This is a genomic window from Nonomuraea sp. NPDC001636 (assembly GCF_040298265.1).
Taxonomy (GTDB): Bacteria; Actinomycetota; Actinomycetes; order Streptosporangiales; family Streptosporangiaceae; genus Nonomuraea.
The window spans coordinates 200,399-227,049 of the sequence record NZ_JBEOZT010000007.1 but is presented as its reverse complement, the minus strand read 5'-3'; the positions used below and the strand labels follow the sequence as shown (position 1 = coordinate 227,049).

Below are 26,651 nucleotides of genomic sequence, written 5' to 3'. Positions count from 1 at the left end.
CATGGGCGACATCATCAGCGGCTGGGACGTTCTGGACGCCTCGCACGAGGCGCTGCGCAAGGCCGTCAGCGGCATCCCGGCCGGCGGCTGGCACCTGCCGACCCCGTGCTCCGAGTGGAGCGTCACCAAGGTCTTCAAGCACGCGGTGGGCGACCAGATCGGCTTCGCCGCCACGCTCACGGGCGAGGCCGGGCCGGCGTTCAACCCGTTCGACCCGCCCGCCGAGCCGGGCGCCGACCCGGCGGCCGAGCTTGAGGACGCGCTGACCCGCTCGGCCAGGGCGTGGGCCGCGGTCGACCGCGACGCCGCCGAGGTGCCCACGCCGGTGCCGCCGAACAAGATGTCGCCGTGGGCGGGCTCGACGGCGTGCGCGCTCGACGCGGCCGTGCACGCCTGGGACATCGCCGTGGCCACCGGCCAGCCCTCGCCGCTGACGCCGGAGCTGGCCGGGCCGCTGCTGGAGGTCGCCCGGCAGATCGCCGACCCGCTGCGCCCGTGGGGCGCCTACGCCCCGGCGCTCCCGGACGACGCCTCCGGCGACGAGGTCGCCGCCCTGCTGCGCTACCTCGGCCGCGACCCCCACTGGTCGCCGGCCACCTGAGGCCGGCCGGGCGCGAGGCCTCGGTCAGGAGAACTTGGTCTGCGGACGCTCCTCGCGCTCGCCGTCGACGAAGATGTCCAGCTTCTCGTTGTAGAAGGCGATCAGCCCCGCCACGCGCTCGCTCTCCGGCAGCGGCGTGCGGTAGGACCAGGCCAGGTCCTTCTTCCCGTTGACCGACCAGTACTCCGCCGTGCCCTTGTACGGGCAGTGGGTGGCGGTGTCGGTGTGCTCCAGCAGGTCGAGCCGCACGTCGGTCTTCGGCAGGTAGTAGCGGGCCGGCAGGCCGGTCTCGAACAGGATGCGGGCGTTGCGCGAGTCGGCCACGGTGACGCCGTCGACCTCCACCCGGATGTGCCGCGAGCTCGGCAGGATGTCCACCCGCGTGTACGGGTCGCGGACGTGCACGTAGACCTCTTCGTCCTCCTCGAACCAGGCGTCCATGGCGTCCCAGTCGAAGCGCACGTGCCCGCGGATCTCCTCCAGCGGCGAGTCGTCGCCGTAGACCAGCGCCGCCTCCGGGGCCTGCGCGGCGCCCGAGGTGACCGTGTGGACGGCGGCGTCGCCCCTGCTCGGGGAGTGCCTGGACGCGCCGGTCGGCTTGAGCGCCGCCTGCTCGACGTCCTGGAGGGGGAAGTAGTAGGTGGGGTAGAAGGGGCCTTCCCACACCAGCAGGGCCCGGGTCGTGTCGGCGATCGGCCGGCCGCCCAGGTAGGTCCGCACGCGCTTGGCCGACCGCTCGACGCGGACCCGGCCCCGGTTCGTGGCATCCATGTCCCGGCCAACCCGCGTGGCGGCGGGGCTATTCCGGCCTTCAGACCCCGAACAGGGCCAGCGTCACCCACGTGGTGAGCGTGCCGGTGACCGCGCCCGCCGCGACCTGCGCCCACGTGTGATGGGCGAGCCGGACCCTGGCCCAGCACACCAGCGCCACCACGGCCGCGCCGGCGATCGCCACCGGCACGGCGGGCAGCACGTGCGCCAGCACCACCACCGTGCCCGCCGAGACGGCGGCGTGGAAGGAGATCTTCCAGCGGGTGGTGATCGGCACGGTCACCGCCAGGGCGACCAGCATCGCGGTCACGGTGGCCACCAGCAGCCGCGGCGCGCCCAGCACGACCAGCAGCGCGAGCGCGGCCAGCACGGCGGCCACGGCGGCCAGCAGCGGGCCGGTGCGGCGGGCCCGGTCGACGATGTGGTGGGAGTCGAGCCGCCCCGAGCGCACGCCGAGCGCGATCACCGCCGCCGGCACGCCGCCGCAGAACGCCGAGGCCACCAGCCCCCAGGCCGCGCCGGCCCATCCCTGGGCGAGCAGGCCCACGGCGGGCGGCATGACGATCACCAGCACTTGCGGTGCCAGCAGGTTCGTCACCCGCTTCGCCACCAGGTCGGCCATCATGGCATGAAAGATTACGCGATCATGGCCGCTGCCCGTTTCAGCGACGCCCCGGCCGCTCCGGGCCGCCCGGTCAGCCCTTGCCGGCGGCGTTCACGATGCGGGTCGTGGAACGGTCGGGGATGGCCGCCATCTCCCAGCACTCGGCGCCCAGGATGGCCGCCGCCGTGGCCCGGGCGCCCGCGTGCGGGTCGCCGGCCGTGTGGGCCAGCGCGCCCGGCCGCATCGGCGCGAGCAGGTCGATGTAGTCCTCGGGGCCGTGGGCCTCGGGTGGCCCGGCCACCACGAAGACGCCGGCCACGCAGCGCAGCGCGGCCAGCACCTCGGCCCGCTCCGCCGCCGGGTTGAACGGCCGGCTGGGCCCCTTCCACGCCCGCACGCGCGGGTCGTCCTCCACGCCGACCACCAGGGGCAGCCCGCGGGCGGCCACGGCGCCCAGGTAGCGCACGTGGCCGACGTGCAGGATGTCGAAGACGCCGGTCACGACGGCCGCCCCGGGCCGGTCGTACGGCTCCACCCAGACGGCCTCCAGGCTGCTCACGCGACCTCCTCCGACGGCCGGGCGAGTAGGCTGCTGTGCACGCTTTGCTCCCCCACGGGCCTAGACGACTCGTCGATCGCAGCGTACTCGGTCGCCGCGGCAGGTCGTGCAGGCGACCTTGGAAAGAGCATTCCTACCTTTTCGCGATAATCTCTCGCCCCCTGCCCGCGCGTCTCATGACGTCACCTGATTCGGGGGAGGTCGCCGTGGCGCCGAGGGACTCAGACCATGCCGGCGGGGGTGAGACGCCCGGGTTCCGCGACCTCGCGGTCCGGCTTCCGGGGGTCGCGTCCCAGGTCTCGCGGGCCAGGGGGCTCGTGACGGACGCGCTCGGCCGCGATCATCCCTTCCACGACGACGTGGTGCTGCTCACCAGCGAGCTGGCCACGAACGCGATCCTGCACACCAGGTCCGGGGACGGCGGCTCGTTCACGGTGTCGGTGCTCAGCTCGGACACCACGGTCCGGGTGTGCGTGGCCGACGGCGGCGCGGACGGCCCGCCGTGCGTGTGCCGGACCGCTCCGCAGGCGACCAGCGGCCGGGGGCTGCCGCTGATCGAGGCGCTCAGCCACCGGTGGGGGTTCGTCCGCGAGGGGGGCTCGACGACCGTCTGGTTCGAGCTGACGCAGGCCCGCGGGCCCGGCGGGCAGGAGCCGTGCGTCACAGGTCGAGCCGGCACAACCCTTCGGCCAGCGCCTTCGTGGTGAGCCTGGTCCGGCTGTCGCAGCCCAGCTTGGCGAAGATGTGCTCCAGGTGGGTGGTCACCGTCCGGACGCTCAGCACCAGGCAGGCCGCGATCTGCGGGTTGGAGTCGCCGGCCGCGACCCGGGTGAGCACGTCGACCTCGCGGCCGGTCAGGTCGTAGGGCAGCGGGCAGGGCCGTTCGGCGGCGACCGCGCCCTGCAGCGAGCCCTGGTAGCCGACGCCGGCCCGCAGCAGCCGCACCTCGTGCCAGCGGCCGCCGCCGTCGAGCCACAGGCCGCGCCGGCTCAGCTCGCGCGAGTCGATGAACGCGCGCGCGAAGGCCGCCATGGCGGGGTCGTCCCACAGCTCGCGGGAGACCTCGTGGCCGGGCACCGCGCGGCGCTCGCCGAGCCGGTCGAAGGCGACCGCGCGGAAGTCGGGCGGCAGCCCGGCGGGGTCGATCACGCACCGGGTCAGGTCGGTGACGTGCGCGAGCATCGGGCTCACGGCGGCGACCAGGGCGCCGGCCAGCAGCGGGAAGGCGTCTTTGGCGGCCAGGTGCAGCAGGCCGGTGTAGCGGCCGCCGTCGGCGAGGAACAGCGGCGCGGTCAGCCCGGCCCGCCATCCGTAGGGGGCCAGGTGGCGGCGGAAGTAGCGTTCGGTGCCCGGCTGCGGCATGGGCACCGGCCGCCGCCCGGCGATGGCCTCGCGGCAGGCGTCGAGCGCGGCGTACTCCTCGGCGGCGTCGCGGTCGATGCGGCGGTGGCCGTCGGAGACGACGCTGTGGTGCCGGCCGGTGGCGGGGTCGAAGGCGACGAACTCGTAGGCGTCGAGCGGGACCACCTGGCGCAGCGCCGCCATCGCCGCGTGCGCGCCGCCACCGCCCGCGACCTGGTAGCCGACCTCGGCGAACGCCTGCAACTGGCGGACGCTCAAGGTGATCTCAGCCACGGATCTTTTATATCATTTGCCATTCCTTGCCCTGCTCTTGAAGATTTTCTTCACGGCCGCCGCGGTGCTACGGTGGCAGGCATGCAGCGCGCTCTCGTCACGACGACGCCGGACACGGTCCCGGCGCGCTGATTCCACGCATCCCGGGCGGGCGCCCGGGAGCTGGTCGTTCGCCCTTTCACCGCAAAGGACGATCATGAACGACCACCGCAGGCTCGGCCGCGAGCTGGAGATCTTCGGCACCGACCCGCTGATCGGCTCCGGCCTGCCCTACTGGCTGCCCGCCGGGGCCGCCGTGCGCAAGGCCGTGGAGGACTACGTCCACGAGCTCGAACGCCGCCACGGCTACGTGCACGTCAACTCCCCCGTGCTCGGCAAACGCGAGCTGTACGAACGGTCGGGCCACTGGGCGCACTACGCCGAGGACATGTTCCCACCCATGAACGTGGGCGGCGAGGAGTTCGTGCTGCGGCCCAGCCTGTGCCCGCACCACGCGCTGATCTACCGCTCGCGCGGGCGCAGCCACCGGGAGCTGCCGCTGCGCGTGGCCGAGCTCGGCGGCATGTACCGCTCGGAGCTGTCGGGCGTGCTCGGCGGCCTGACCAGGGTGCGGGCCATCCAGCTCAACGACGGCCACGTGTTCTGCGCGCCGGAGCAGGCGGCGGCCGAGGTGTCGGCCGCGCTGGACCTGATCGAGGCCGCGCACGCCCAGCTCGGCATCCGGGCCGCCCGCTACCGGCTCTCACTGCGTGGCGAGGGCGGCAAGTTCGTGGACGACCCCGCGATGTGGGCGCGCTCGGAGGCCGTGCTGCGCGAGGTGCTGCAGGCACGCGGCCGCGCCTACGACGAGGAACGCGGCGAGGGCGCCTTCTACGGCCCGAAGATCGACATCCAGATCGCCGACCCGGCGGGCCGCGAGAGCACCCTGTCGACCGTCCAGGTGGATCTGTACCAGCCCGAGCGCTTCGACCTGTCGTACGCGGGCGGGCGGCGTCCCGTCATGGTGCACCGCAGCGTGGTCGGCGGGATCGAGCGCCTGGTCGCGCACCTGATCGAGGTGCACGGCGGCGCGTTCCCGGCGTGGCTGGCGCCCGTGCAGGCGGTCGTGCTGCCGCTGTCGGACGCCGAGCTCCCGGCGGCCGAGGACCTGCTGCGGCGGGCGGTGGCCGCCGGGCTGCGGGCCGAGCTGGCGCCCGCGGACCGGGGCAGCCTCGGGGCCAGGATCAGGGCGCACCGGCTGGTGCCGTACCAGCTCGTGGTGGGGCCGCGGGAGGTCCCGGACGGCGTGCCGTCCGTCCGGCTGCGGGATGGCGGCCAGGCGGGCCCGGTGCCGGTCGAGCGGCTGGCCGCGGAGTGCCGGCCGCGCTTGTGACGTCCGTCACCGGCGTTCAGAGCCAGTCCTTCTTCTTGAAGACCGCGTACAGCACCACGGACGCCACCGCCACCAGCACCGACGACACCCAGAAGCCCGAGATGTCCCCGGAGCCGGGGTAGGGCACGTTCTGGCCGTAGAAGCCGGTGATGGCGGTGGGCACCGCGATGATGGCGGCCCAGCTCGTCACCCGCTTCATGATCTCGTTGAGGCGGAAGCCCTGCTGGGCCAGCCGGGTCTCGCGGACGTTGGCGAGCATGTCGCGGATCGCCTCCACCCACTCGGCGACCCGCTGGACGTGGTCGTAGACGTCCTCGTAGTAGGGGGCCATCACCAGGTCGGCGACGATCTCCTGGTCGCGGCGGAGTAAGGTGCCGAGCACCTCCCGCATCGGCATGGAGATCTTGCGCAGCCTGGCGGTGTCCTTGCGCAGCACGTACATGGCGCGCTGGAGCTGCCTGCCGTCGCGGGGCGGCGCGTCGTCGAACAGCGACTCCTCCATGGCCTCGGCCCGCGCGTCGAGGTCCTGGACCAGGTCGAACTGGCTGTCCACGACGTAGTCGAGCAGGCCGTGCAGCAGGAAGGAGACGCCGTGCCCGGCCAGGCGGGAGGTCGCGTCCCAGCGCCTGACCACCTCGTCGATGTCGAAGCAGGCGTTCTCCCGCACGGTCACCAGGGCGTTGGGGGTGACGAAGGCGTTCACCTCGACGGGGACGAGGCGGCCCTCGTCCAGGTGGATGCCGTACACGGTGATGAACAGGTGGTTGTCGTAGACGTCCACCTTGGGGCGCTGGTGGTCGCTGAGGACGTCCTCGACGGCCAGTTCGTGCAGGCCGAGCTCCTCGCCGACCTGGTTGAGCTGCTCGGGGGTGGGCGAGCAGAGATCGAACCAGACGACGGCCTCGGGGTCGCCGACGTGGTCGGAGACCTCCTCGACCGGGAAGCCCTCCTTTTCGAGGACGCCGTTCCTGTACAGACGCGTACGCATCAGGCGAGTCTGGCAAATCGCCGGGCATCGCGCACGGCCGCTCCCCCCGGATCGTTGTTGAAGTAGACGTGGACGTCCCGCCATCCGGCCTGCTCCACCCTCCTCGCCCAGCTCTTCAGCGCCGCCGCGCCGTAGGACGGCCGGGGGGCGGCCAGGCCCTCGTGCAGCCGCACGTACCCCCAGTCGGCGGTGCGCCACAGCGGCGTCAGCGGCCGGCCGAGCCGGTCGGCCCAGCACAGCGCGGCCCCCCGCGCGAGCAGCACCTCGCGCACCTCGCCGGTCCACCAGGAGTCGTGCCGCGGCTCCACCGCCACCCGCACGCCGCCGGGGAAGCAGCCCAGGCAGCGGTCCAGCAGGGCGGGGTCGGCGCGCAGCGTGGGCGGCAGTTGCAGCAGGACCGGGCCCAGCTTCTCCTTGAGCGCCCCGGCGGCCGCCATCAGCCGGGCGACCGGCTCCTCGGGCCCGGTCAGCCGCTTGATGTGGGTGAGGTAGCGGCTGGCCTTGACCGCCATCACGAACCCGTCGGGCGTGCGCTCCCGCCAGGCGGCGAACGTCTCCGGCGACGGCAGGCGGTAGAAGGCGTTGTTGCTCTCGACCGTGGGGAACTCGGCCGCGTACGTCTCCAGCCACAACCGCTGCGGGACCCCCTCGGGGTACAGCACGCCGCGCCAGTCCTTGTACTGCCATCCGGAGGTGCCCACCAGCGTCGCCACACCCGGCTCCTACCCCGGGCCGGGTGCGTTACTGTCGCAGTCCCGGAAGCCTAGGAGGATCCTGCACGCGATGGGCGCCGATCATTTCCACGGCCATTCCCACGGCCATTCGCACGGCCATTCGCACGGTCATGGCCACTCCCACGGCGTGGCCGCCGCGCCGTCGTCGCGCGGCGCGGTCGTGGCGAGCCTGGCCGTGCTGGTGCCGCTGGCCCTGGCGACGCTGGCCTGCCTGGTGTGGCTCTGGCCCGCGGGGCAGGCGGCGCCGGACGGCCAGGACGGGCGGGAGGGGCCGGCGGTCGAGCGGGTCGAGGGCACGATCGCCTCGGTCACGCTCAGGCGCTGCCCGGCCGTCCAGGAGGGCATGCCGGTGCCCGACCCGGCCACCTGCGGCAACGCCACCGTGCGGGTCGGCTCGGGGCCCGACACCGGCCGCGACGTCACGCTGCGGCTGCCGGGCGGGCCGGGGGCCCAGCGGTTCACGGCGGGCGACGACGTGCTGCTGCTGCGCGCCGCCGACGGCGACTACCAGCTCTCCGACCACGACCGGTCCACGACGTTGTGGCTGCTGGGCGGCGCGTTCGCGCTGGCGGTCATCGCGTTCGGGCGGTGGCGCGGGGTGACGGCGCTGGTGGGGCTGGCGGTGACGTTCGGGCTGCTGCTGACGTTCGTCATCCCGGCCGTCCTGGCGGGCGAGCCGCCGATGCTGGTCGCCGTCGTCGGCTCGGCCGCGATCATGCTGACGGTGCTCTACCTCACCCACGGCTTCTCCCTGACCACGTCGATGGCGGTGCTGGGCACGCTGGCCAGCCTCGCGCTCACCGGGCTGCTGTCGTACGGGGCGCTCGGCCTGGCCCGGCTCAACGGCGTCACCGACGACACCGCCCTGACCCTGGGCATGAGCCTGTCCATCGACACCGAGGGGCTGCTGCTGGCCAGCATCATCATCGGGGCGCTCGGCGTGCTCGACGACGTCACCGTCACCCAGGCGGTGACGGTGGGCGAGCTGGCCGCGGCCAACCCCTCCTACGGCTTCGCCCGCCTGTACCGTGCCGCGGGTCGCGTCGGACGGGCCCACATCGCCTCGGTGATCAACACGATCATCCTGGCGTACGCGGGGGCGTCGCTGCCGCTGCTGCTGCTGTTCAGCATCGGCGCGCAGCCGCTCGGCGATGTGCTGACCACGCCGGTCGTGACCCAGGAGATCGTCCGCAGCGTGGTGGGCACGCTCGGGCTGATCGCCGCCGTGCCGATCACGACCGCGCTGTCGGCCCTGGTCGCCGCCCGCGGCGCGCGGCCCGCGCAGCTGCCGGAGGACGAGCCGTCCACCAGGCCCGTGCGGGCCGGCGGGCCGCTCACCAGGCCCGCCCGGCACCGCCGCTGAGCGGGATCAGCCGACCTCGGCGCTGCCGTCCACCCGCAGCTTGCGGCGGGCGCGCTCGTAGAAGGTGGTGCCGACGCGGACCACCTTGGCCGCCCCCGGCCAGGCCGTGACCGTGACGGTGTCGCCGGGGCACAGGTGGCCGACCACCCGTCCGTCCACCTCGACGGCGAGCCGGCCGCTCGTGGGCAGCACCTCCAGCGTCACCTCCTCGTCGGCGGGCAGCACCAGGGCCCGGTTGAAGGAGGAGTGGGCGGCGGCGGGCACCACGAGGATGGCCTCCACGCGGGGCGAGACGATCGGCCCGCCGGCCGAGAAGCTGTACGCGGTGGAGCCGGTGGAGGTGGCCACGATCACGGCGTCCGCGGACAGGCTCACGAACGGGCTGCCCGACGGGGTGACCGACACCGCGGCCAGCCCCTCGCCGGGGATGCGGACCAGCGCGATGTCGTTGAACGCCGTCACCGCGACCCCCGCGACCACGCTCCTGATCGCCATCCGCGGCTCGATCGTGTACTCGTGGCGGTCGATGGCCGACAGCGTGCCGGCCAGCTCGTCCACGTCGATCTCGGCCAGGAAGCCGAGCTTGCCCAGGTTCACCCCCAGGATGGGCGTGGGCCGGCCGGCCAGCAGCCGCATGGTCCGCAACATCGTGCCGTCGCCGCCGAGCCCCACCAGCAGGTCGGCCCGCTCGACCAGGTCGGCCGCGTCCACCGGCACCGCGCTGCAGTCGATGCGCCCGACCTCCTCGGGCAGCCCGAGGACGGTGGCCCCCTTGTCCGCGGCCCAGCGCAGGATCGTGTCGATCGCCTTCTTGGAGTCGCGCTGGGGATGCAGCACCAGCCCGACCGTCCCGACCATGCCCATGCGACCAGCCTAAACGGTGGCGTTCCCGGACATCCGCGGCGGCCCCGGGCACCCGGCGGCTCCGCTAACGTCGGAGACATGCGGCTTCATGTGGGATGCGCGATGTGGACGCACACACCGTGGAACGGACGGTTCCTGCCCCATCCGCTCCCGCCGGGAGAGCGCCTGCGCGCCTACGCCACCTGGTGCGACGCGGTCGAGGGCAACACCACGTTCTACGCCACCCCCGCCCGCGCCACGGTGGAGTCGTGGGCCCGGCAGCTCGACCCCGACTTCCGCTTCGTGGTCAAGCTGCCCAAGACCATCACCCACCACCACCGGCTGACCGGCGCCGAGCAGGAGCTGCACGCCTTCCTCGACGCCGTCGAGCCGCTCGGGCCGCGCGCGCACGCCCTGTGGGTGCAGTTGCCGCCCGGCTTCGGCCCCGCCGACCTCGGCACGCTGGCGGCCTTCCTGCACCGCCTGCCCCGCTCCCACCGCTACGCCGTGGAGGTCCGCCACCGCGCCTTCTTCGACGACGCCCGCCAGGCCGGGCAGCTCGAACGGGTGCTGGCCGCCGCCGGCGCCGAATGGGTGCCGTTCGACACGGTGACGCTGTTCCGCACCCCGCCCACCAGCGACGCCGAGCGCGACGCGTGGACCAGGAAGCCGCGCGTGCCGCGCCGCACCCGCGCGCTCACCGGCCACCCGATCGTCCGCTACCTGGGCCGCGACTCCGTCGAGGCCACGGTCGAGGGCTGGCGGGAGTGGGTGGACACGGTCGCCGGGTGGCTGCGCGAGGGCCGCTCCCCCACCGTGTTCGTCCACACGCCCGACAACGCCGACGCGCCGATGCTCGCCCGCCGCTTCCACGACGAGGTGCGCGCCCGGGTGCCGGAGCTGCGCCCGCTGCCCGAGCCGATGCCCGCCGAGCCCCCCACGCTGTTCTGACCACCCCCGGCCGCGCGGGCGGCCTCACGCGCGCAGCGTGTAACGGATCGGCAGGTGCTTGATCCCGCCCACGAACGTGGTGGCCACCCAGGCGGGCTCGCCGTCGAACTCCACGCTCTCCAGCCGGGGCAGCAGCTCGGCGAACAGCGCCCGGATCTCCATGCGGGCGAGCGCTGCCCCGAGGCAGAAGTGCACGCCGGAGCCGAAGGCCAGGTGCCGGTTGGGGTCGCGGCCGGCGTCGAAGCGGAACGGCTCGGCGAACACCTCCTCGTCCCGGTTGGCCGACGGGTACGACAGCAGCACCGACTCCCCCCGCCTGACCGGCGTGCCGCGTACGGCGGTGTCGGCGGCGGCGGTGCGCATGAACTCCTTCACCGGGCTCACCCACCGGATCATCTCCTCGGCCGCCAGCGGCAGCAGCCCGGGGTCCCGGCGCAGCCGCCGCAGCTCGCCGGGGTGCCGGATGAGCGCCTCCAGGCCGCCGGCGATGGTGGAGCTGGTGGTGTCGTGCCCGGCGGTGGCGATGATGACGTAGTAGGAGGCGGCGTCCAGGTCGCTCAGCGGGCGGCCGTCCACGCGGGCGTTGGCGATCTCCGAGGCGAGGTCGCCGGTGGGCCTGGCCCGGCGCGCGGCGGTCAGCTCGCGGAAGTAGTCCAGCAGGTCGGCCAGCACGGCGGTGTGGTCCTGGGCGGTGCCGCCGCGCCGGTTGTCGCTGTCGTCCTGGCCGAACAGCTCCTGGGTGAGCCGCAGCATGCGCGGGAAGTCCGACTCGGGCAGGCCCAGCAGCGACAGGATGACGTAGAGCGGGTAGTGCACGGCGACCTGCCGGGCGAAGTCGCAGGAGCCGCCGTGGGCGGTCATCCGGTCGACGTAGCGGCGGGCCAGGTCGCGGACGCGGACCTCCAGGGCGCGCATGGCCCTGGGCCGGAACCAGTCGGCGGCGACGGCCCGCACGACGCGGTGCTCGGGGTCGTCCATGTGGACGAGCGTCTTCAGGCCGGTGCCGCGGGCCCGCTGCTCGGCCAGCCGGGCGTCGATCTCCGCGCTGCGCAGCACCGGGCGCGGGGCGCTCAGCCACAGGGCGTTGTTCCGCTCGATCTCCAGCAGGTCGGCGTGCCGGGTGACGGCCCAGAAGGGGTTGTAGCCGGGCACCTCCACGCGGTGCACCGGGGACTCGCGGCGCAGCAGCGCCAGGGCCTCGTGCAGCCGGGTCTCGTCGGCGTACGCGGCGGGCGTGGCGAACACGTGCCCGGCCTCCTCCACGGACATGGTCGCGGTCACGGCGGGCCCTCCTCTGGATGCGGGGGTGATGCGGCCAGGAGAGCCATTCCCCCGGCGCGTGTGCGCCATTCGGCCCTGCGGCGGCCACCGGCAGGGCAAGATCGGATGGCGGCGTCCCCGCGGCGTCCCCCGCAGTGTCCCCGCAGTGTCCCCCGCAGTCGAGTCGAGCAGTGGAGTGGAGCGCACATGACGGCTACCGCCGAGTCGTTACGGCAGACCTCCGGCGGCGTGACCGCCCGCCTGATGGGCGTCGAGGAGGAGTACCTGATCGTCGATCCGGCCACCCGCGCCGTGGCCCCCGGGGCGGCGGCCGTCGTCGGGCGCGCCGCGGCCGGGCTGGGCGACCGGGTCTGCACGGAGATCACGCAGTTCCAGGTGGAGGCCAAGACGGCGCCCTGCGCGAGCCGGGCCGAGCTGGAGTCGGAGCTGCGGCGGATGCGCGAGGTCGTGGCCGCCGCCGCACGCGCCGAGGGGCTGGCCGTGGTCGCCTCCGGCACGCCGGTGATCGGCGACGTCGTCCCGCCGCCGATCACCGAGCACCCCCGGTACGGCGTCGGCATCGACAACTACCGCGCCCTGCACGACGAGCAGGCCATCTGCGCCGGTCACGTGCACATCCACGTGCCCGACCGGGAGCAGGCCGTGCTGGTGTGCAACCACGTGCGCCCGTGGCTGCCGGTGCTGCTCGCGCTCATGGCCAACTCGCCCTTCTGGGCCGGCCGCGACACCGGTTACGCGGGCTGGCGGGTGCTGGCCTGGGGCAAGTGGCCGGTGGCCGGGCCGCCGCCGTACTTCGGGTCGCTGGAGCACTTCGAGCGCACGGTCGCGGCGCTGACCGACAGCGGCGCGCTGGTCGACCCCGGGACGCTGTTCTGGGACGTGCGCCCGTCGGCCCGGCTGCCCACGGTGGAGGTGCGGGTGGCCGACGTGCCCGCCTCCACGCGCGAGTCGGTGTTCCTGGCGCTGGTGGTGCGGGCGCTGGTCACCACGTCGCTGCACCGGGTGCTGGACGGCGATCCTGGCCCCGAGGTGCCCGCCGAGCTGCTGCGCGTGGCCTACTGGCGGGCCGCCAGGGACGGGCTGGGCGGGTCCGGCGTCGATCCGTTCACGGGGGCGGCGCGGCCGGTCGCCGAGCTGGTGGCGCGGCTGCTGGAGCACGTCGGGCCCGCGCTGGCCGCGGCCGGCGACCGGGAGGCGGCCGAGCAGGGGTGGCGGCTGCTGCGCGGGAACGGCGGCGGCGCCGAGCGCCAGCGGGCCGCGCACGCCCGGCGCGGGGCGCTCGCCGACGTGGTCGACGATCTCGTGGCCCGCTTCTCCTCTCACGACTGAAGCCGGTCGGCTCCTACGACTGGAGCCGGTCGGCTTCTACGGCTGGAGCCGGGCGGCCAGGAACGCGCGCAGCGGCTCGACGTGGCGTACGGGGTCGCGCCAGCGGGCCTGGAGGTCCTCCAGGAGGTGCTGCTCGGCGACCGGCTCGCCGTGCCGCCAGGCCCGGACGACGGGATGCAGGAAGGCGCACTCGTCGGCCCGCTCGGGCGTGGGGTGGCGCTGGATGGCGAACACGTCGGCCCGGTCGCGCGGCCCCCAGCGCAGGGTCAGCGTGAGGCACAGCCCGGCGGCGGCGAAGCGTTCCCGGGCGTAGTCCTCCGGCAGGTCCTCGTAGTGGCGCACGACGCCGTCCGGGCCGAGCACGTACGCGTCGGACAGGTACTCGAACTGGGTCCACAGCGCCGAGCTGTGGTTGACCCGGTCGAGCATCGACCCGGTGAGCACGTCGGCGTCGGCGGGCAGCTCGCGCACCGGCAGCGGCCGGCCCTCGTAGCGTTCGAGCAGCAGGGCGGTCAGGGAGCGCAGGTTGTAGCGGAAGCCGTCGATGAACGCCGAGGAGGCCCGTTTGAAGTCGCGGGCCTGCATGAGGGTGCCGGCGAAGTAGAGGCCGTCGACGTCGGCCGACTGGAAGTCGGGGCGGATCGCCGGCATCCGGCCGCCGGGGGTGAGCGCGGGCCGGCAGGAGTCGCCGAACAGGCCGGTGTCCATGGTGAAACCCGTGCAGCGCAGGACGGCGTCGTAGTCGAGCACCGCCTGCTCGCCGTCGGCCAGCGTGTAGGTGATCGCGGCCCTGATCCCGCCGTCCTCACGCCAGAGGCGGTCGACGGTGCACTCCAGGACGCCGTGCAGGGTCTTGAACCAGTAGCTGTCCAGGAAGGCGCCGTACTGGCCGCGGACGTGGCCGGGGTGCTTGCTCGTCCAGGCCAGGCGGACGGGGCTGGGGCTGGCCAGGTGGATGACCGCGGCGTACGGGAGCAGCGCCTGGGCGGTCTCGAACGCCGAATTGCCCTTGCCGATGACCAGGACGCGCCGGTCGGCGAAGTCCTCGCCGTTGACGGGGACGTCCTCGTAGCCGGTGGCCAGCTCGATGCCCGGGATGTCGGGGATGTGCGGACCGCCCCACCCGGTGGCGACGATCAGGCACTCGGCCCGGAGAACCCGGTCACCGGTGTGGACGACGAAGCCCGCGCCGTCCTTCTCGACGCGCTCGACGGCCGTCGAGTACCGCACCCGCAGCCCGTGGACGCGCTGGAAGTCGGCCAGGTAGCGGACCAGGTCGTCGGCGTGCGGGAAGTACTCGCGCGAGTAGTTCGGGAACATCAGGTCGGGCTCGTCGTTGAGCAGGGAGTTCCAGTCCCAGCGGAGCTGGATCTCGCGCTCCTTCTCGCCGGTGTGCACCTTGTTCAGCGAGATGAGCCGGCGGTGGCGCGGGTAGCTGCGGAAGAAGCCGCCGGGCGCGTCCTCGCGTTCCAGGGTGACGTAGTCGGCCCCGGCGCGCTGCAGGAAGTAGCTGAGCTGCAGCCCGCCGGGTCCGGCGCCGATGATCACGAACCGGTGGTGTTCCGCGTCCATCAGTCCTGCTGCCCCGCCGCCGGTGGGACGGTCGTGTAGCCGTGCGTCAGGATGCGCTGCGCGGCCAGGTCGTACCCGGCGGGGTCGTCGGGGGCGAAGGTGCCCAGGCCGTCGACGTACCGGTTGAACATGCAGAACGCGGCCGCGATCAGCACGGTGTGGTGCAGTTCCTTGTCGGTGGCCCCCTCCGCCCTGGCCGCGGCCACCAGCTTGTCGGTGACGTCACGGCCGCTGCGCTGCACGGCGGCGGCGATGGCGAGCAGGGCGCGCAGCTTGGGCGTGACGGGCGCCGTGCCGGGGTCGGCGCGGACCTGGTCCACCAGCGCCATGCCCTCGGGGAGCTGGGCGGCGGCGAACGCGGCGTGCGAGGCCGTGCAGAACCGGCACTCGTTGAGCCCCGACACGTAGGCCGCGATCAGCTCCCGCTCGCCGCGGCTCAGTGTGCTGTCGCCACGCAGGAGGACCTCGGCCAGCGCGTTCATCGGGGCGGCCGTCTCTGGGCTGAACTGGAAAAGTCCGCGGATTCCGGGTTCGTCGGAATCGAGGGCAATATGGGGCACGCAAGCTCCCATCGATGCGGTTTTCTCCTAGTCTGCACACTCTGGCAAATTGCGCAAGATCTCGTTAAATGCGCCTCCTTCTTGTCTCCTGCAACTGACGCGCGTAATGTCACGGACGCCACCTAAACCCCGTTTGTGACTGGCGGTCGTCATGGATGAGCATCCCCACATCACCGTTGCCGGCAACACCTACGACGCCATTGCCAAGGGCGACCTGGAGGACCTTCGCCGGCTGCTCGCCGACGACGTGATCTTCCACGTCCCCGGCCGCGGACCGATGGCCCGCGACTACTCCGGCAAGGAAGCCGTGCTCGGCTACCTCGCCGAACTGCTGCAGTCCACCACCGGCACGCTGCGCCTGGAGCCGGAGTCCTACCTCGTCGGCGGCGACCAGGTCGCCGCCGTCCTGCGCATCCGCGGTGAGCGCGACGGCCGCTCGCTCGACGACCGCGGCATGCAGTTGTTCCGGATCACCGACGGGAAGATCAGCGAGCGCTGGAGCTTCCCGCTCGACCCCTATTCGGTGGACGAGTTCTTCGGCTGATCAGGCCCTGCGGGACCACGCCGGACGGGGCCGCTCAGCCGGCCTCGTCCAGCGCCTCGTCGTTCCACACCTTCACGTATCCGCTGGTCAGACGGGCCCTGTCGGCGTAGTGGGCGGGGTCGTCGGTGGCCAGCGTGGCCAGGCCGTCCACGTACCGGTTGTACATGCAGAAGGCCGCCGCGATCAGCACCGTGTCGTGGATCTCCAGGTCCGTGGCGCCCTCGGCCCTGGCCGCGCGCACGTGCTCGTCGGTGACCTCCCGGCCGCCGCGCTGCACCGCCCCGGCGATGGCCAGCAGCGCCTTGAGCTTGCCGGACAGAGGGGCCGCCGCCGGGTCGGCGCAGGTCTCGTCGACCAGCGTCATGCCGTCCGGCACGCGGACGGCGGCGAAGGCCGCGTGGGTGTGGAAGCAGAACCGGCACCGGTTGAGCGAGGACACGTACGCCGCGATCAGTTCCCGCTCGCCCCGGGTCAGCGGGCTGTCCCCGCACAGCAGCACCTCGGAGAGCAGGGTCAGCGGTTCGGCCGCCTCCGGACGGTAACGGAACAACCCCCGAATTCCCGGCTCGTCGGACACCAGCTGGATATGCGGAAGCGTCCCGCCCGCGTGATTGACGAATTCACGCCGCTCAGCGTCGCGTGAGACGGAACGTAATGCTGAATTTCCCATTCGGTCCTCCAACGTCCGTTTGCCTGCCTATGGGGTCTAGTGTGCGGGTTCGTCGTGCGCAGATTCCGCCGCGGAACGACCAGGAAGTTGCGTGCCGGTGACCACTTGATGCCAGCGGCGCCGCTGGAACCATCCGCCCGGAATCGGGTTCGGGCGCCGTCCGGCGCGCCGACACGGCCTCCGACCAGCCATAACGCATTGTGACGATATCCTGGCGAGCAGTAGCTGAGGCGCACAACCGGGGGCGGAGCATGAAGATCGGCATCATCGGCGCGGGGAACATCGGCGGCACGCTCACCCGGCGCCTGACCGAGCTGGGGCACGAGGTGGCGGTGGCCAACTCCCGGGGCCCCCAGACGCTCACCGACCTGGCCGCCGAGACCGGCGCGACCCCGGTGACCGTCGAGGAGGCGCCCCAGGGAGCCGACCTGGTCGTGGTCACCATCCCCCAGGGCAAGGTGCCCGAGCTGCCCGACGACCTGTTCGACGACGTCACCGGCGGCCTGACCGTCGTGGACACCGGCAACTACTACCCTCAGCGCGACGGCCGGATCGACGAGATCGAGGCCGGGATGCCGGAGAGCCGGTGGGTCGAGCAGCAGCTCGGCCATCCGGTGGTGAAGGCGTTCAACAACATCTTCGCCGACCACCTCGCCCACGGCGGCCGCCCCTCCGGCACCCCCGGACGCATCGCCCTGCCCGTGGCCGCCGACGACGAGCGCGGCAAGAAGATCGTGATGGGTCTGGTGGACGCGCTCGGCTTCGACCCCGTGGACGCCGGCGGGCTCGACGAGTCGTGGCGGCAGCAGCCCGGCAGCCCCGTCTACACCACCGACAAGGACGCCGAGGGCGTCAGGGAGGCCCTGGCCCAGGCCCGCCAGGAACGCACCCCGGAGTGGCGCGCCTGACCGCCACCGGCACAGATCAGGCTGGGGCGGTGCGGAGGAGCAGCATGGCGATGTCGTCGGCGCGGTGCTCGACGGCCGCCGCGGCCGCGATCATGTTCTCGGCCACGTCGGTGAGCGGCTGGTCCGGCGCGGGGGCGAACCCGGCGGCCAGGCCGCCGATGGCCTCGCCGAGGTCGTGTCCCGGCACCTCGATGAGCCCGTCGGTGTAGAGGGCCAGCACCGAGCCGGGCGGCAGCGCGAGCTGGGTGGTGGCGTACTCGGTGCCGGGTTCGATGCCGAGCAGCAGCCCGGGAGCGGACTCCACCACCTGGGCGGGCTCGCCGGGCCGGCGCAGCAGCGCCGGCAGGTGGCCCGCGCTGGCCACGCACGCCGTGCTCCGCCCCAGGTCGACGCTGATGAACAGGCAGCTCGTGAACCGGTCCGGGGCCAGCTCGTTCAGCAGGCGGTTGGTGTGCGCGAGCACCTCGCCGGGGTTGGCGCCCGCGCTCGCGTGGGCGTGGATGGCCGTACGCACCTGGCCCATCAGCGCGGCGGCGGTGACGTCGTGCCCCTGGACGTCGCCGATGACGGCGGCGGCCACCTTCTCCTCCAGCCGGATCAGATCGTAGAAGTCGCCGCCGATGTCCATGCCGGGCGTGGCGGGCAGGTAGCGGGCGACCACCTCCAGCCCGGGGATGCCGGGCAGGGTGCGCGGCAGCAGGCTCGACTGCAGCGACTGCGCGAACTGGTGCTTGACGTCGTAGAGGCGAGCCCGCTCGAACGCCTGGGCGATGAGCCCGCTGAGGGCCGTCAGGCTGGCCCGCTCGTCGGTGGTGAAGCGGTGCGGACGGTCGTAGGCCAGGATGCACATGCCGGCCGTCCGCCCGCCGGCCGTCAGCGGCAGGAACGCCCAGGCCGACATGTCGTCCGACCTGATCGCCTCCGGGTACGTCGCGCGCAGCTCGGCCCAGGTGCCGAAGAAGGCCGGTGCGCCGGCGGCCAGCGGGTGGCCGGGCGACAGGTGCAGCAGGGGCTGGCCGTCGTACTCCTCGATCGCCTTCTCGCTGTACCCGCGCGAGGCGGCCACCTGCATGCGCCCGCCCCTGGAGGTGAGGATGGCCAGGGCCTGCACGTGGTAGGCGGGCATCACGTGGTCGGCGACCAGGTTGAGCACCTCCTGGGCGGTGACGGCCCGCGCCAGGGTGGTGGCCAGGTGCAGCATCTCGTGCAGCGCGACCAGACGCGGCGGCCGGTCGGCGGCGACGAGCTGGTCGGGCATGACCGGACGCGGGTCGCGGGCCATCGTGCTCGGCGTGACCCGCATGGTGACGCCGGCCAGGCCCGGATAGAGGTGGAAGGCCAGCCACTGGCCGCCCGGGTTGCGGGTGGTGAAGTAGGTGACCTCCTGGCTGACCACCGCGGCGCGGTAGCGGTCCTCGTAGGCGGGCTCGCCCAGCCAGGGCAGGGCGTCCCAGGGGCGCTTGCCGGTCAGCTCGTCCGCCTCGGCCTGCAGCAGCTCCTCGGCGGGGGCGGTGACCAGGGTGAGCCGCCCCTCGACGTCGAGCATGCAGTAGCCCTCGGGCAGCCGGTTGAGGCAGGTCAGCAGCAGGTCCTCGCCGCCGGGCAGCTCTCTGGTCAGCACGCGCGGCTGGTGCCCCGGCGGCACCGGCCGGTTCCGCCTCGGGACGATCTCCGCCAGGTCGGCGCAGGTGGCGGTCAGGACGTCGAGCTGGTGCCGGGCGGGACGGCGGGCCGGGGCGGGCGGCCAGAGCAGCATCATGGCCCCCCTCACCTCGCCGTCGCGGTCGACCAGGGGCGCGACGGCCAGCGCGAACCCGTAGGGGAAGGCGAGCGCCACGAGCGGGAACTCGCGGGCCATGGCCTCCCGGTCGGGCACCCACACCAGCCGCCGCTGCCGCACCGCCTCCGCGATCGGCGACTGGTCGGTGGATCTGATCAGGACCCATGAGCGCGAGAAGGGCTCGGGAAGCCCCGACTCGGCCTCCATCATCAGCACGCGGCCGTCCTCGGCCAGGAGGAAGAACACGCACACGTGCGCCTGCGTGGCGGTGGCCGCGCCGAGCAGCAGCCTGTCGACGTGCGCATCGCCCGCCAGGTCACCGTCGGGCGCGCGCGCCTCGTCGTGGGCCGGGGCGCCGTTGTCGGCCGGGCCGCCGTTGTCGGCCGCCGGGCCGGGAGGTGGTGGCGGCGCGTGGGGGATATCTCCCATGAAATCAGGCTATGCAAGCTCCCTGTACGGGAATATGCACTGTCCGTAATGGATGGGCAAAGTGTTCCAAGGCTCCGTCAGGCGAGCGGACCGAGGTACGTGCCACCGGAGACGTCGATGGTCTGGCCGGTCACCCACCGGCCCGCCGGGCCGGCCAGGAAGCCGACCACGTCGGCGACGTCCTCGGGCTCGCCGAGCCGGCCGAGCGCGGTGATGGACTCCAGCGCGGCCACCACCTCGGGGATCGAGGTGTAGCCCGCGGTCATGTCGGTCCGCACGGCGCCGGGCGCGACCGTGTTCACGGTGATGCCGCGCCGTCCCAGCTCGTTGGCGAGCGTCGGGGCCATCGCCGCCAGCGCCGCCTTGCTGATCGTGTAGCCGATCTGCGTGGTGACGGCGAACCGGCTGGCCGTCGAGCCCATGTTGATGATGCGGCCGCCGTCGTTCAACAGCGGCAGCGCGCGCTGGATCACGAAGAACGGGGTGGTGACGTTGACCGTCATCACCCGCTCGAACTCCGCCGGGGTCAGGTGCGCGATCGGGACGGTCGAGGCGATGCCGGCGTTGTTGACCAGGATGTCCAGGCCACGCCCGGCCAACCCGTCGGCCAGCCCCTCGAACAACCGCTCCACCGCCCCCTCAACGCCCCTGCCCTCTTGCCCGCCCTCCGCGCCTTGCACGCCCTCCGCGCCTTGCGCGTCCTCCGCGTCCTTGGCGCTTTCCTGGGGCTTTGCGCCGAAGCGGGCCTGCACGGCGAACGCCCGGCCGCCGCGCTCCTCGATCAGCGCGACGGTCTGCTTGGCCGCCTCGTCGTCGCCGCCGTAGTGGACGGCCACCAGCGCGCCCTCGGCGGCCAGCCGCAGCGACACCGCCCGGCCGATCCCCCGGGAACCGCCCGTCACCAGCGCCGTCTTGCCGGTCAGCATGCCCATTGTCCGCTCCCCACGTGTGTGGCCTGTGCTCCGCGGTCGCGGAGACAGGTCAACAGTGGCGGGGCCGGCTCACCGCGTCCTCACCGACGACTCACCGCCCGTCGGGGCGGCTCACCAGCCGTCAGAGAGCAGAGACGAACGGGCGGATCACCGTGGTCAGCTGGCCGCGGGCGAGGAGTCGCCGCCCTGCCAGGGACGCAGGCGGGTGGCGAGGGGCAGACGCATACGCAGCCGCAGCCTGCTGCCTCCTTGCGGATGATCGATGCCGACCTCGTCGCACAGACGATGGATCAGCCACAGGCCGAGGCGCCGCGCCGAGGGCGAGGGACGCGTGAGCCGGGCGTCGGCCAGATGCTCGGCCCGCAGGCGTCCGGCCGTGTCGCAGACATCGACCGTGAGGACGGCGGCGTCGGTGTAGGCCGTCACCGTGCCGCGACCGCCACCGTGCTCCAGGACGTTCGCGGCGGCCTCGTTGACGGCGAGCACCAGGTGGTCGAGCCGCGCGCCGGACAGCCCCGCGTGGCTGGCGTAGACGCGCACCAGATCGCGGGTGAGCGCGAGATTGTTGGTGATGGTGCACCGCAGGTGGAAGGGTGCTTGCATGGCTTGCCCCTACCGTGTACGGGGGTTACGGCGGCGTAAAGCGCTCGATCGAGGGCAGGGAGTAAGGAGACCGAGTAAACGAGCCGAGCCGGGCGCGCCACGGGCGCACCTGTCCGGTTCACCGGCGGCCGAAGCCGTGGTGACCTGGACGATGCCTGGCGGAAAGGGTTGATCGCCCGACACCTGCTTCTCCCTCTGCCCGATGTGCCGACGCTGTATGGACGCGCGGCGCGCCGGGCCCTCTTGTTTTCGGCGATCTGTCAGGGGCGCCCGCACCTTCCCTCCATAGGAACGTGGCGCGGCTCGGCTCTGCCCTGAGACGACCGCATTGGTGTGATTTCAATGACCGACCAGACCGGCGACCCTGCCGATGTGCTGCCCATGGTGCACCCCTTCGGCCTGCGCGTACGCGGCGAGATCGACCACCATGGACGGCCCGCACTGGCCCGAGCGCTGGCGTGGGCGTTACGCATCGGCGAGACCGACGTCCATCTGGACCTGTCCGAGCTTACCTTCATCGACGCCGGCGGGCTGCGGCTGATCATCAGCACGGCCTCCGACCTGCCGCCGCCGCGCAGGCTGGTGCTCCAGAACGCCTCGGCGACGGTGCGCGAGCTGCTGGAACTGCTGGGCTGGCGGCTGGGGCCGGAGGATCAGCTGTACCAGGTGATCAACGCGTCCCATCCCCACGGCCCGGACCCGGCCCCCTCCCCACCGTCCTGACCTGACGCCCGGGCCCGCCCGGGGCCCTGCCCGTCCCCGCCCGCCCGGGGCCCGCAGGCCCCCGGCCCCGCCCGGCCCCGCCCGCGCCTCCCAGGCCCCCGGCCCTGCCCGACCCCGTCCGGCCCCGCCCGCGCCCTCAGGCCCCGGCTCCGCTACCAGCCCATTTCGACCCCACTGCCGGCACTTTCCGCCCCCTTCCGGCCATGCTGCTGATTCCTCCCGACCGCGCTGCTGATCCTCCCGATCCGGCCGCTGGCCCGACGCCGCCTCCGCCCCCTTCACCGGCACACCCGGTCTGGGCGGCCGCCGCGATCCCGCTGCTCCGAAGGGCCGTCACCGGGCTCCTGGCCTGGAGCCCTCGCCACGCCCCTGGCCCGACTGACCTGTACTGGCCCCGGACCTGCGCATGTCGTTGCCGAGCGGCCGTGGCCGCCGCCCTCGCCGTCCCTCTGGGGTCAGGACGGCCCGAGCGAGCCGGCACAGAGATTCGTGATTCAAATCGCCGTCCGTCCGGGGTCAGGACGGCCAGCCGCGCGGCTTGGCCCAGCTCGCGGCCTCGGCCGGAGCGTCGTCCGAAGGAAACAGGCGCGACAGACGGGTGATGTCCAGCAGGCGGGCCAGCGGCCCGTGCACCCCCACCAGCCGGACGGTGCCGCCGCGCCGCTCGGCCTGCCGCTGGCCGACGATGAGGGCCCAGAGGCCGCACGAGTCGCAGAAGGCCAGGTCGGTGACATCGATCACGACCTTCGGACGCTCGGCCTCCAGGAGTTCCGCGAGCGTACGGGCCAGCGGCATGCGGGTCACGCGGTCGAGCTCGCCGTCGAGGTGCACCACATGGCAGCCCGGCAGACGTTGGACGTTGATCGCTAACTCTGTCATGAGGGGATCCGGAGCTCAGCGCCACCCCTGTCCGCATCCGGCACATCGGCGGCGACATCGGACATCGCTCGCCCCTACCCCTCAGCGGCTGCCTTGCTCCTCCACGCGTACCCAGGTAAGCACGATGTGACTCAACCGCCACAGCTTCGGCGGCCGCCCTTCAGCATGCCGCCTCACGGCGCGCGCTTCCCGACACCTTCGCCGCGTCCTCACCCAGCTCGCCCGCGCCGCACGGACTCGATCGGTACGTGGAAGCGCTCGCCCCGGCCGTCTTCGACGTATAGTCAGTTGGGTGACTGACTCAACGAGGACACGGGCCCGGGGGGCCGACAAGCGGCGCAGGCTGATGGCCTCCGCCGCCCGCGTCCTGCACGAGCAGGGCGTCGAGCGGACGACCATCGCCGACATCGCCGAGGCCGCCGGCGTGCCCGTGGGAAACGTGTACTACTACTTCAAGACCAAGGACGAACTGGTCCTGGCCGCGCTGTCCGAGCACGCGGGGCACCTGGCCGAGCTCACCGCCGAACTCGACCGGCTGCCCGACCCGCGCGCCCGCCTCAAGGCCATGGTGGACGCCTGGGTGAGCCAGCGGGACATCGCCGCCCGGTACGGCTGCCCCACCGGCACCCTCGCCGCCGAACTGGACAAACGTGCGGAGGGCGGCCTCGACGTCGAGGCGGGCCGGGTCGTACGGCTGCTCCTCGACTGGTCGGAACGCCAGTTCCGCGACCTCGGACAGCCGGACGCCGACGATCTCGCGCTCACCTTCGTCGGGGCGTACCAGGGGATGTCGCTGCTGGCCAACGCCTTGCGCGACCCCGAGATCATGACCCGCCAGGGCGCCCGCCTGACCCACTGGCTCGACTCCCTCCCCACCAGCCCCCCTCACCCCACGACCTGACCTCCCCCTCCCTCCACGAAGACCCCCGCCGTCCAGACCACCCCCTGGACGGCCCAACTTCCTACCCCAGCCCCCCTGCGCCTCGGGAAGCTGCACCACAATGCCCCGAGCCGCGACCCCCATCCCCGGCCTGCTCCCCTGCCCGGCGATCGCGCACAACCCCCCGCCCGAGGCCCGCCCCCTCCCCTGTCCGCTCGCGTATACCTCCCGCCCCAAGCCCGCGTCCTCCCCAGCCGCTCGCGCACGGCTCCCCGCCCCAACCCGCTTCTCATCCCCTCCCATCGCACACGCTCCCCCCAACCGCCCGCCCCTCATCCCCCTCCGACCGCGCACGGGATCCCGCAAGCCCGCGCGCTCTCCTCCGATCGCGCACGGCTTGCCGCCCCAGGCTCGCGCTCTCCCGCCTTGGTCGCGCATGCCTCCGCCCGAGGCCCGCAGCCCTCCCCCATCCCTCCCGCGCTCGACCTCCCAATCCAAGGCCCTCACTCGCTCCTCCCGCGCCTGACCTTCCCAACTCAAGGCCCTCCCCCATTCCTCCTGCGCCTGGCCTCCCAACCCAAGGCCCCCGCTCCTCCCGCGGATGACCTGCAGCCCAAGCCCGTCCCTTTTCCCTCTGCTGGCGCATGGCATCCCGCCCCACGTTCGCCGCCATCCGACCGGGAAACGGCCTCCGCTCCCCCATCTGGCCGCGTATAGCTCCCGGCCAAAGCCCATGCCCCTCCCCACGCGAGGCCCCGTGCGGTGGCCCGGCAAAGAGGGAGGCTGGTGCGGCGTGTCGGGGCGGTACGCGGGGCGCGGGACGCTGATCCTTGCTGAAGGCGGGGCAAAGAGGGTGGTCATGGACTTCGCGCGGATCGTGGAGGCGATCGGCCAGGCTGTCGATCTCGCAGGCGTGGCGATCATCGTGCTGGGCGCGCTCACGGCCACCGTGTCCTTCGTGCTGCGGCTACGCGAAAGAGAGGCCCCGCACGGCGTCTACCGCTCCTACCGCCAGGGCCTCGGACGGGCGATCCTGCTCGGGCTGGAATTCCTCGTGGCCGGGGACATCATCCGCACGGTGGCGGTGGCTCCGACGTTCGTGAGCGTCGGTGTGCTCGCGCTCATCGTGCTCGTACGGACCTTCCTCAGCTTCTCGCTGGAGGTCGAGCTGGAGAACCGCCTGCCCTGGCAACCACGACGCAGCACCGACACCCCGAGTTAAGCCCATCCGAACGCAGCAAATCCCATCAAGTGGACCACCTCGCCCGAAATCGCACGCCTCGAAGGAAGCGCCCGATTCGGAGCGACGCATCCGTCCACACCAAGGCGTCCGGCCGCCCGAGGAAGCTAGGTCGCCTCGGGCGGCCGGATCACCGCTGTCATCTGAAGATGCAGGGCCGCCCGCTGCGATCCACCCCGCTGGACTCGTTCAGGTTCACCGCCGAACCGCGCGGCACGGTCGCCCCCGCCCCCGGGGTGCTGAACAACACGGTCCCGCGAACGTCGACGCAGTTGTTGTCGAACGTGACCCCGCCGACCGTGAGGCCCGCCCCGGTGATGGAGTTTCGCGCGCTGCCGTCGTCGAAGCCCTGCACGTTCGGCACGGTGGTGAGGTTGCACTGCACCCGGAACAGCTCCCACGACCGCACCTGGGTCGCGTCGCTGTGCACCACGTCGGTGGTGCGGTTGCCGCCGCCCACGGCGGTCAGGAAGTGGCCGTCGACCGTCTGGATCGCGAAGCCGTCGCCGCCCTGGCGGACCAGCGCGAACTTCTCCCACGCCTGCAGGAGCGTGGCGTTGGAGTGGATGACGTCGGTCTGCAGGCCGCCGCCGTTCACGGCGGTGAGGTAGTTGCCGGTCAGCGTCCTGATGCCGACGTGCACGCCGTCGCCGGCGTCCACGAGGGTGAAGCGTTCCCACGAGCGGGGCACGGTCGCGTCGCTGTGGATCACATCGGTCGTGCGGCCCCCGCCGCCCACCGCGGTCAGGTAGTTCCCGGTGTTGAACGTCTGGAACGTACAGGTGGTCGGGGTGGCGAACGGCAGCGCCGCCCACGCGGGCCCGCTCAGCCCCACCATCCCCGCGGCAGCCAGCGCCAGCCCCGCCACCGTGCCGAACGCGCGTCTCAGGTTCATGCGTCTCTCCCTGCTCCCGGCTCCTCGGTCGGAGCCCTCGCCCTGAGGGCGTTCCAGTCCGTGCCGCCCCCGTTCCACCGGCATGTGGGACGGGAGCCTTCCACCGGCATCGGGGACGGGGGCGGCGCCGGAGCGGGAGTGACGCCTACTTCCGGCAGACCTGGGCGTCCCGGATGTCGACCGGCAGGACGGGCTTGCCGTCCACGGGCGGCGTGGGCCCGTCGGGCTCCGGCTGGATACCGCCGGCGGCGATACGGTCGAGCGCGGCGAGCCCGGCGGCGTCGACCGTGCCGAAGACCGTGTAGTTGGGCGCCAGACCCGAATCACCGTAGACCAGGAAGAACTGGCTGCCGTTGGTGTCCGGCCCGGCGTTGGCCATGGCCAGCACGCCCCGCGCGTACGTCTTGCGCACTCCCGTCGTGTCGCCGGGCCACGGCGGCAGGTCGGTGGGCAGTTCGTCCTTGTACCGGTAGCCGGGCCCGCCCTCGCCGGTGAAGCTGGGGTCGCCGCACTGCAGCACCTTCAGCCGGTCGTACGCGGTGAGCCGGTGGCAGGAGGTGACGTCGTAGAAACGATGACGGATCAGGTGCACGAAGCTCTGCACGGTGCACGGCGCCTTGGCCGGGTCGAGGGTGAGCCCGATGTCGCCGTGGTTGGTCCTGAGCACCGCCGAGACCGGACGGGTGGGGGTGTGACGCGGGTCCGGCGGTAGCGGCACCTTGCGCACGGCCGGGTCGTCGGGGGTCTCGGTGTACGCGCACGGCCCCTTGGTCGTCCGCGGCGGCCGGTCCAGGGCCGTCGCGGAGGCCGGCATCGCGGCGGCCGCGACCAGCGCGCCCGTCGTGACTGCGGATAACGCGGCGCGGGCCGCGAGTCGTACCAACGCTCTGCCGGACATCGTGTCCTCCACTGCGTGATGATCGCCGGGCTTCCTGTGGTCTAGTCGATCTGACCCGCCCAGTCAAGACCGTGGCCGCACGAGGTCGGCGCCCCCTTGTGCGACTT

The 26,651-nt window shown here is 73.0% G+C and carries 28 protein-coding genes; 11 read left to right on the top strand and 17 right to left on the bottom strand.

Annotated elements, in window-relative coordinates; translation table 11 throughout:
* Position 1: 1 nt before the first annotated feature.
* Positions 2-601, top strand: a complete 600-nt coding sequence (locus ABT158_RS16845; protein WP_352354091.1) for a TIGR03086 family metal-binding protein — start codon at positions 2-4, stop codon at positions 599-601.
* Positions 602-625: 24 nt separating this feature from the next.
* On the opposite strand, the gene ABT158_RS16840 is transcribed toward ABT158_RS16845, so the two are convergent.
* The 3 genes from ABT158_RS16840 to ABT158_RS16830 all read right to left on the bottom strand — a co-directional run bounded on the left by ABT158_RS16840 (position 626) and on the right by ABT158_RS16830 (position 2,535).
* Positions 626-1,372 carry a DUF427 domain-containing protein gene (locus ABT158_RS16840; protein WP_352354089.1) on the bottom strand — a complete coding sequence of 249 codons (747 nt, stop codon included), beginning with the start codon at positions 1,370-1,372 and terminating at the stop codon, positions 626-628.
* Positions 1,373-1,412: 40 nt separating this feature from the next.
* Positions 1,413-1,997, bottom strand: coding sequence for a hypothetical protein (locus ABT158_RS16835; RefSeq protein WP_352354087.1), 585 nt, complete (start codon positions 1,995-1,997; stop codon positions 1,413-1,415).
* A 70-nt stretch (positions 1,998-2,067) separates the two neighbouring features.
* The gene (locus ABT158_RS16830) at positions 2,068-2,535 is read right to left on the bottom strand and encodes an adenylyltransferase/cytidyltransferase family protein (protein WP_352354085.1); all 468 of its coding nucleotides are present in this window, start codon (positions 2,533-2,535) and stop codon (positions 2,068-2,070) included.
* Positions 2,536-2,741: 206 nt separating this feature from the next.
* On the opposite strand from ABT158_RS16830, the gene ABT158_RS16825 reads away from it, so the two are divergent.
* Complete coding sequence (locus tag ABT158_RS16825; RefSeq protein ID WP_352354083.1) at positions 2,742-3,242, top strand: ATP-binding protein; 501 nt, start codon at positions 2,742-2,744, stop codon at positions 3,240-3,242.
* Here the strand turns inward: ABT158_RS16825 and ABT158_RS16820 are convergent.
* Positions 3,196-4,170, bottom strand: coding sequence for a helix-turn-helix transcriptional regulator (locus ABT158_RS16820; protein WP_352328875.1), 975 nt, complete (start codon positions 4,168-4,170; stop codon positions 3,196-3,198). The genes ABT158_RS16825 and ABT158_RS16820 overlap by 47 nt on opposite strands.
* 196 nt (positions 4,171-4,366) lie before the next feature.
* Here ABT158_RS16820 and thrS point away from each other — a divergent pair, with 196 nt between their 5' ends.
* A complete protein-coding gene (gene thrS, locus ABT158_RS16815; protein ID WP_352354081.1) occupies positions 4,367-5,542 on the top strand; it encodes a threonine--tRNA ligase in 1,176 nt (391 codons plus the stop codon).
* A 16-nt stretch (positions 5,543-5,558) separates the two neighbouring features.
* Here thrS and ABT158_RS16810 read toward each other — a convergent pair whose 3' ends face one another.
* Both ABT158_RS16810 and ABT158_RS16805 read right to left on the bottom strand, forming a co-directional pair.
* Entirely contained in the window at positions 5,559-6,530 is a 972-nt protein-coding gene (locus ABT158_RS16810) for a magnesium transporter CorA family protein (RefSeq protein ID WP_352354079.1), read from the bottom strand.
* Positions 6,530-7,243 carry a DUF72 domain-containing protein gene (locus ABT158_RS16805; protein ID WP_352354077.1) on the bottom strand — a complete coding sequence of 238 codons (714 nt, stop codon included), beginning with the start codon at positions 7,241-7,243 and terminating at the stop codon, positions 6,530-6,532. Before ABT158_RS16805 ends, ABT158_RS16810 begins: the two co-directional genes overlap by 1 nt.
* Positions 7,244-7,313: 70 nt before the next feature.
* Between ABT158_RS16805 and ABT158_RS16800 the strand changes: the two genes are divergently transcribed.
* Positions 7,314-8,627 carry a YibE/F family protein gene (locus tag ABT158_RS16800; protein WP_352354075.1) on the top strand — a complete coding sequence of 438 codons (1,314 nt, stop codon included), beginning with the start codon at positions 7,314-7,316 and terminating at the stop codon, positions 8,625-8,627.
* Positions 8,628-8,633: 6 nt separating this feature from the next.
* On the opposite strand, the gene ABT158_RS16795 is transcribed toward ABT158_RS16800, so the two are convergent.
* The gene (locus ABT158_RS16795; protein WP_352354073.1) at positions 8,634-9,491 is read right to left on the bottom strand and encodes an NAD(+)/NADH kinase; all 858 of its coding nucleotides are present in this window, start codon (positions 9,489-9,491) and stop codon (positions 8,634-8,636) included.
* A 78-nt stretch (positions 9,492-9,569) separates the two neighbouring features.
* Between ABT158_RS16795 and ABT158_RS16790 the strand changes: the two genes are divergently transcribed.
* Positions 9,570-10,421, top strand: a complete 852-nt coding sequence (locus ABT158_RS16790) for a DUF72 domain-containing protein (protein WP_352354071.1) — start codon at positions 9,570-9,572, stop codon at positions 10,419-10,421.
* A gap of 24 nt (positions 10,422-10,445) precedes the next feature.
* Here ABT158_RS16790 and ABT158_RS16785 read toward each other — a convergent pair whose 3' ends face one another.
* Complete coding sequence (locus tag ABT158_RS16785; protein WP_352354069.1) at positions 10,446-11,702, bottom strand: cytochrome P450; 1,257 nt, start codon at positions 11,700-11,702, stop codon at positions 10,446-10,448.
* A gap of 186 nt (positions 11,703-11,888) precedes the next feature.
* On the opposite strand from ABT158_RS16785, the gene ABT158_RS16780 reads away from it, so the two are divergent.
* Positions 11,889-13,031, top strand: coding sequence for a carboxylate-amine ligase (locus ABT158_RS16780; protein WP_352354067.1), 1,143 nt, complete (start codon positions 11,889-11,891; stop codon positions 13,029-13,031).
* A gap of 36 nt (positions 13,032-13,067) precedes the next feature.
* On the opposite strand, the gene ABT158_RS16775 is transcribed toward ABT158_RS16780, so the two are convergent.
* Positions 13,068-14,603 carry an NAD(P)-binding domain-containing protein gene (locus tag ABT158_RS16775; RefSeq protein ID WP_352354065.1) on the bottom strand — a complete coding sequence of 512 codons (1,536 nt, stop codon included), beginning with the start codon at positions 14,601-14,603 and terminating at the stop codon, positions 13,068-13,070.
* Positions 14,603-15,175: a carboxymuconolactone decarboxylase family protein gene (locus tag ABT158_RS16770; RefSeq protein ID WP_352354063.1), complete on the bottom strand. Its 573-nt coding sequence runs from the start codon at positions 15,173-15,175 to the stop codon at positions 14,603-14,605. The genes ABT158_RS16775 and ABT158_RS16770 overlap by 1 nt, the downstream gene beginning before the upstream one ends.
* Before the next feature lie 139 nt (positions 15,176-15,314).
* Here ABT158_RS16770 and ABT158_RS16765 point away from each other — a divergent pair, with 139 nt between their 5' ends.
* Positions 15,315-15,707: a nuclear transport factor 2 family protein gene (locus ABT158_RS16765; protein WP_352354061.1), complete on the top strand. Its 393-nt coding sequence runs from the start codon at positions 15,315-15,317 to the stop codon at positions 15,705-15,707.
* Positions 15,708-15,741: 34 nt separating this feature from the next.
* Here ABT158_RS16765 and ABT158_RS16760 read toward each other — a convergent pair whose 3' ends face one another.
* Positions 15,742-16,257, bottom strand: coding sequence for a carboxymuconolactone decarboxylase family protein (locus ABT158_RS16760; RefSeq protein ID WP_352354059.1), 516 nt, complete (start codon positions 16,255-16,257; stop codon positions 15,742-15,744).
* A gap of 320 nt (positions 16,258-16,577) precedes the next feature.
* Between ABT158_RS16760 and ABT158_RS16755 the strand changes: the two genes are divergently transcribed.
* The gene (locus tag ABT158_RS16755) at positions 16,578-17,285 is read left to right on the top strand and encodes an NADPH-dependent F420 reductase (RefSeq protein WP_352354057.1); all 708 of its coding nucleotides are present in this window, start codon (positions 16,578-16,580) and stop codon (positions 17,283-17,285) included.
* A gap of 16 nt (positions 17,286-17,301) precedes the next feature.
* Here the strand turns inward: ABT158_RS16755 and ABT158_RS16750 are convergent, their stop codons facing one another.
* From ABT158_RS16750 to ABT158_RS16740, 3 genes are all read right to left on the bottom strand, one after another.
* The gene (locus tag ABT158_RS16750) at positions 17,302-19,494 is read right to left on the bottom strand and encodes a SpoIIE family protein phosphatase (protein WP_352354055.1); all 2,193 of its coding nucleotides are present in this window, start codon (positions 19,492-19,494) and stop codon (positions 17,302-17,304) included.
* Between the two features lie 77 nt (positions 19,495-19,571).
* Positions 19,572-20,426 carry an SDR family NAD(P)-dependent oxidoreductase gene (locus tag ABT158_RS16745; RefSeq protein ID WP_352354053.1) on the bottom strand — a complete coding sequence of 285 codons (855 nt, stop codon included), beginning with the start codon at positions 20,424-20,426 and terminating at the stop codon, positions 19,572-19,574.
* Positions 20,427-20,582: 156 nt separating this feature from the next.
* Positions 20,583-21,029, bottom strand: a complete 447-nt coding sequence (locus ABT158_RS16740) for an ATP-binding protein (protein ID WP_352354051.1) — start codon at positions 21,027-21,029, stop codon at positions 20,583-20,585.
* A 342-nt stretch (positions 21,030-21,371) separates the two neighbouring features.
* Here ABT158_RS16740 and ABT158_RS16735 point away from each other — a divergent pair, with 342 nt between their 5' ends.
* Positions 21,372-21,752 (top strand): STAS domain-containing protein, encoded by a 381-nt coding sequence (locus ABT158_RS16735; protein WP_352354049.1) that lies wholly within the window; start codon positions 21,372-21,374, stop codon positions 21,750-21,752.
* Positions 21,753-22,268: 516 nt separating this feature from the next.
* On the opposite strand, the gene ABT158_RS16730 is transcribed toward ABT158_RS16735, so the two are convergent.
* Complete coding sequence (locus tag ABT158_RS16730) at positions 22,269-22,631, bottom strand: STAS domain-containing protein (RefSeq protein WP_352354047.1); 363 nt, start codon at positions 22,629-22,631, stop codon at positions 22,269-22,271.
* 292 nt (positions 22,632-22,923) lie between these two features.
* On the opposite strand from ABT158_RS16730, the gene ABT158_RS16725 reads away from it, so the two are divergent.
* Both ABT158_RS16725 and ABT158_RS16720 read left to right on the top strand, forming a co-directional pair.
* A complete protein-coding gene (locus ABT158_RS16725; protein WP_352354045.1) occupies positions 22,924-23,532 on the top strand; it encodes a TetR/AcrR family transcriptional regulator in 609 nt (202 codons plus the stop codon).
* 838 nt (positions 23,533-24,370) lie between these two features.
* Positions 24,371-24,733, top strand: a complete 363-nt coding sequence (locus tag ABT158_RS16720) for a DUF1622 domain-containing protein (protein WP_352354043.1) — start codon at positions 24,371-24,373, stop codon at positions 24,731-24,733.
* A 157-nt stretch (positions 24,734-24,890) separates the two neighbouring features.
* Here ABT158_RS16720 and ABT158_RS16715 read toward each other — a convergent pair whose 3' ends face one another.
* Both ABT158_RS16715 and ABT158_RS16710 read right to left on the bottom strand, forming a co-directional pair.
* Positions 24,891-25,646, bottom strand: a complete 756-nt coding sequence (locus tag ABT158_RS16715; RefSeq protein ID WP_352354041.1) for a fascin domain-containing protein — start codon at positions 25,644-25,646, stop codon at positions 24,891-24,893.
* 145 nt (positions 25,647-25,791) lie between these two features.
* Positions 25,792-26,544: a peptidylprolyl isomerase gene (locus ABT158_RS16710; protein ID WP_352354039.1), complete on the bottom strand. Its 753-nt coding sequence runs from the start codon at positions 26,542-26,544 to the stop codon at positions 25,792-25,794.
* Positions 26,545-26,651: the final 107 nt, after the last annotated feature.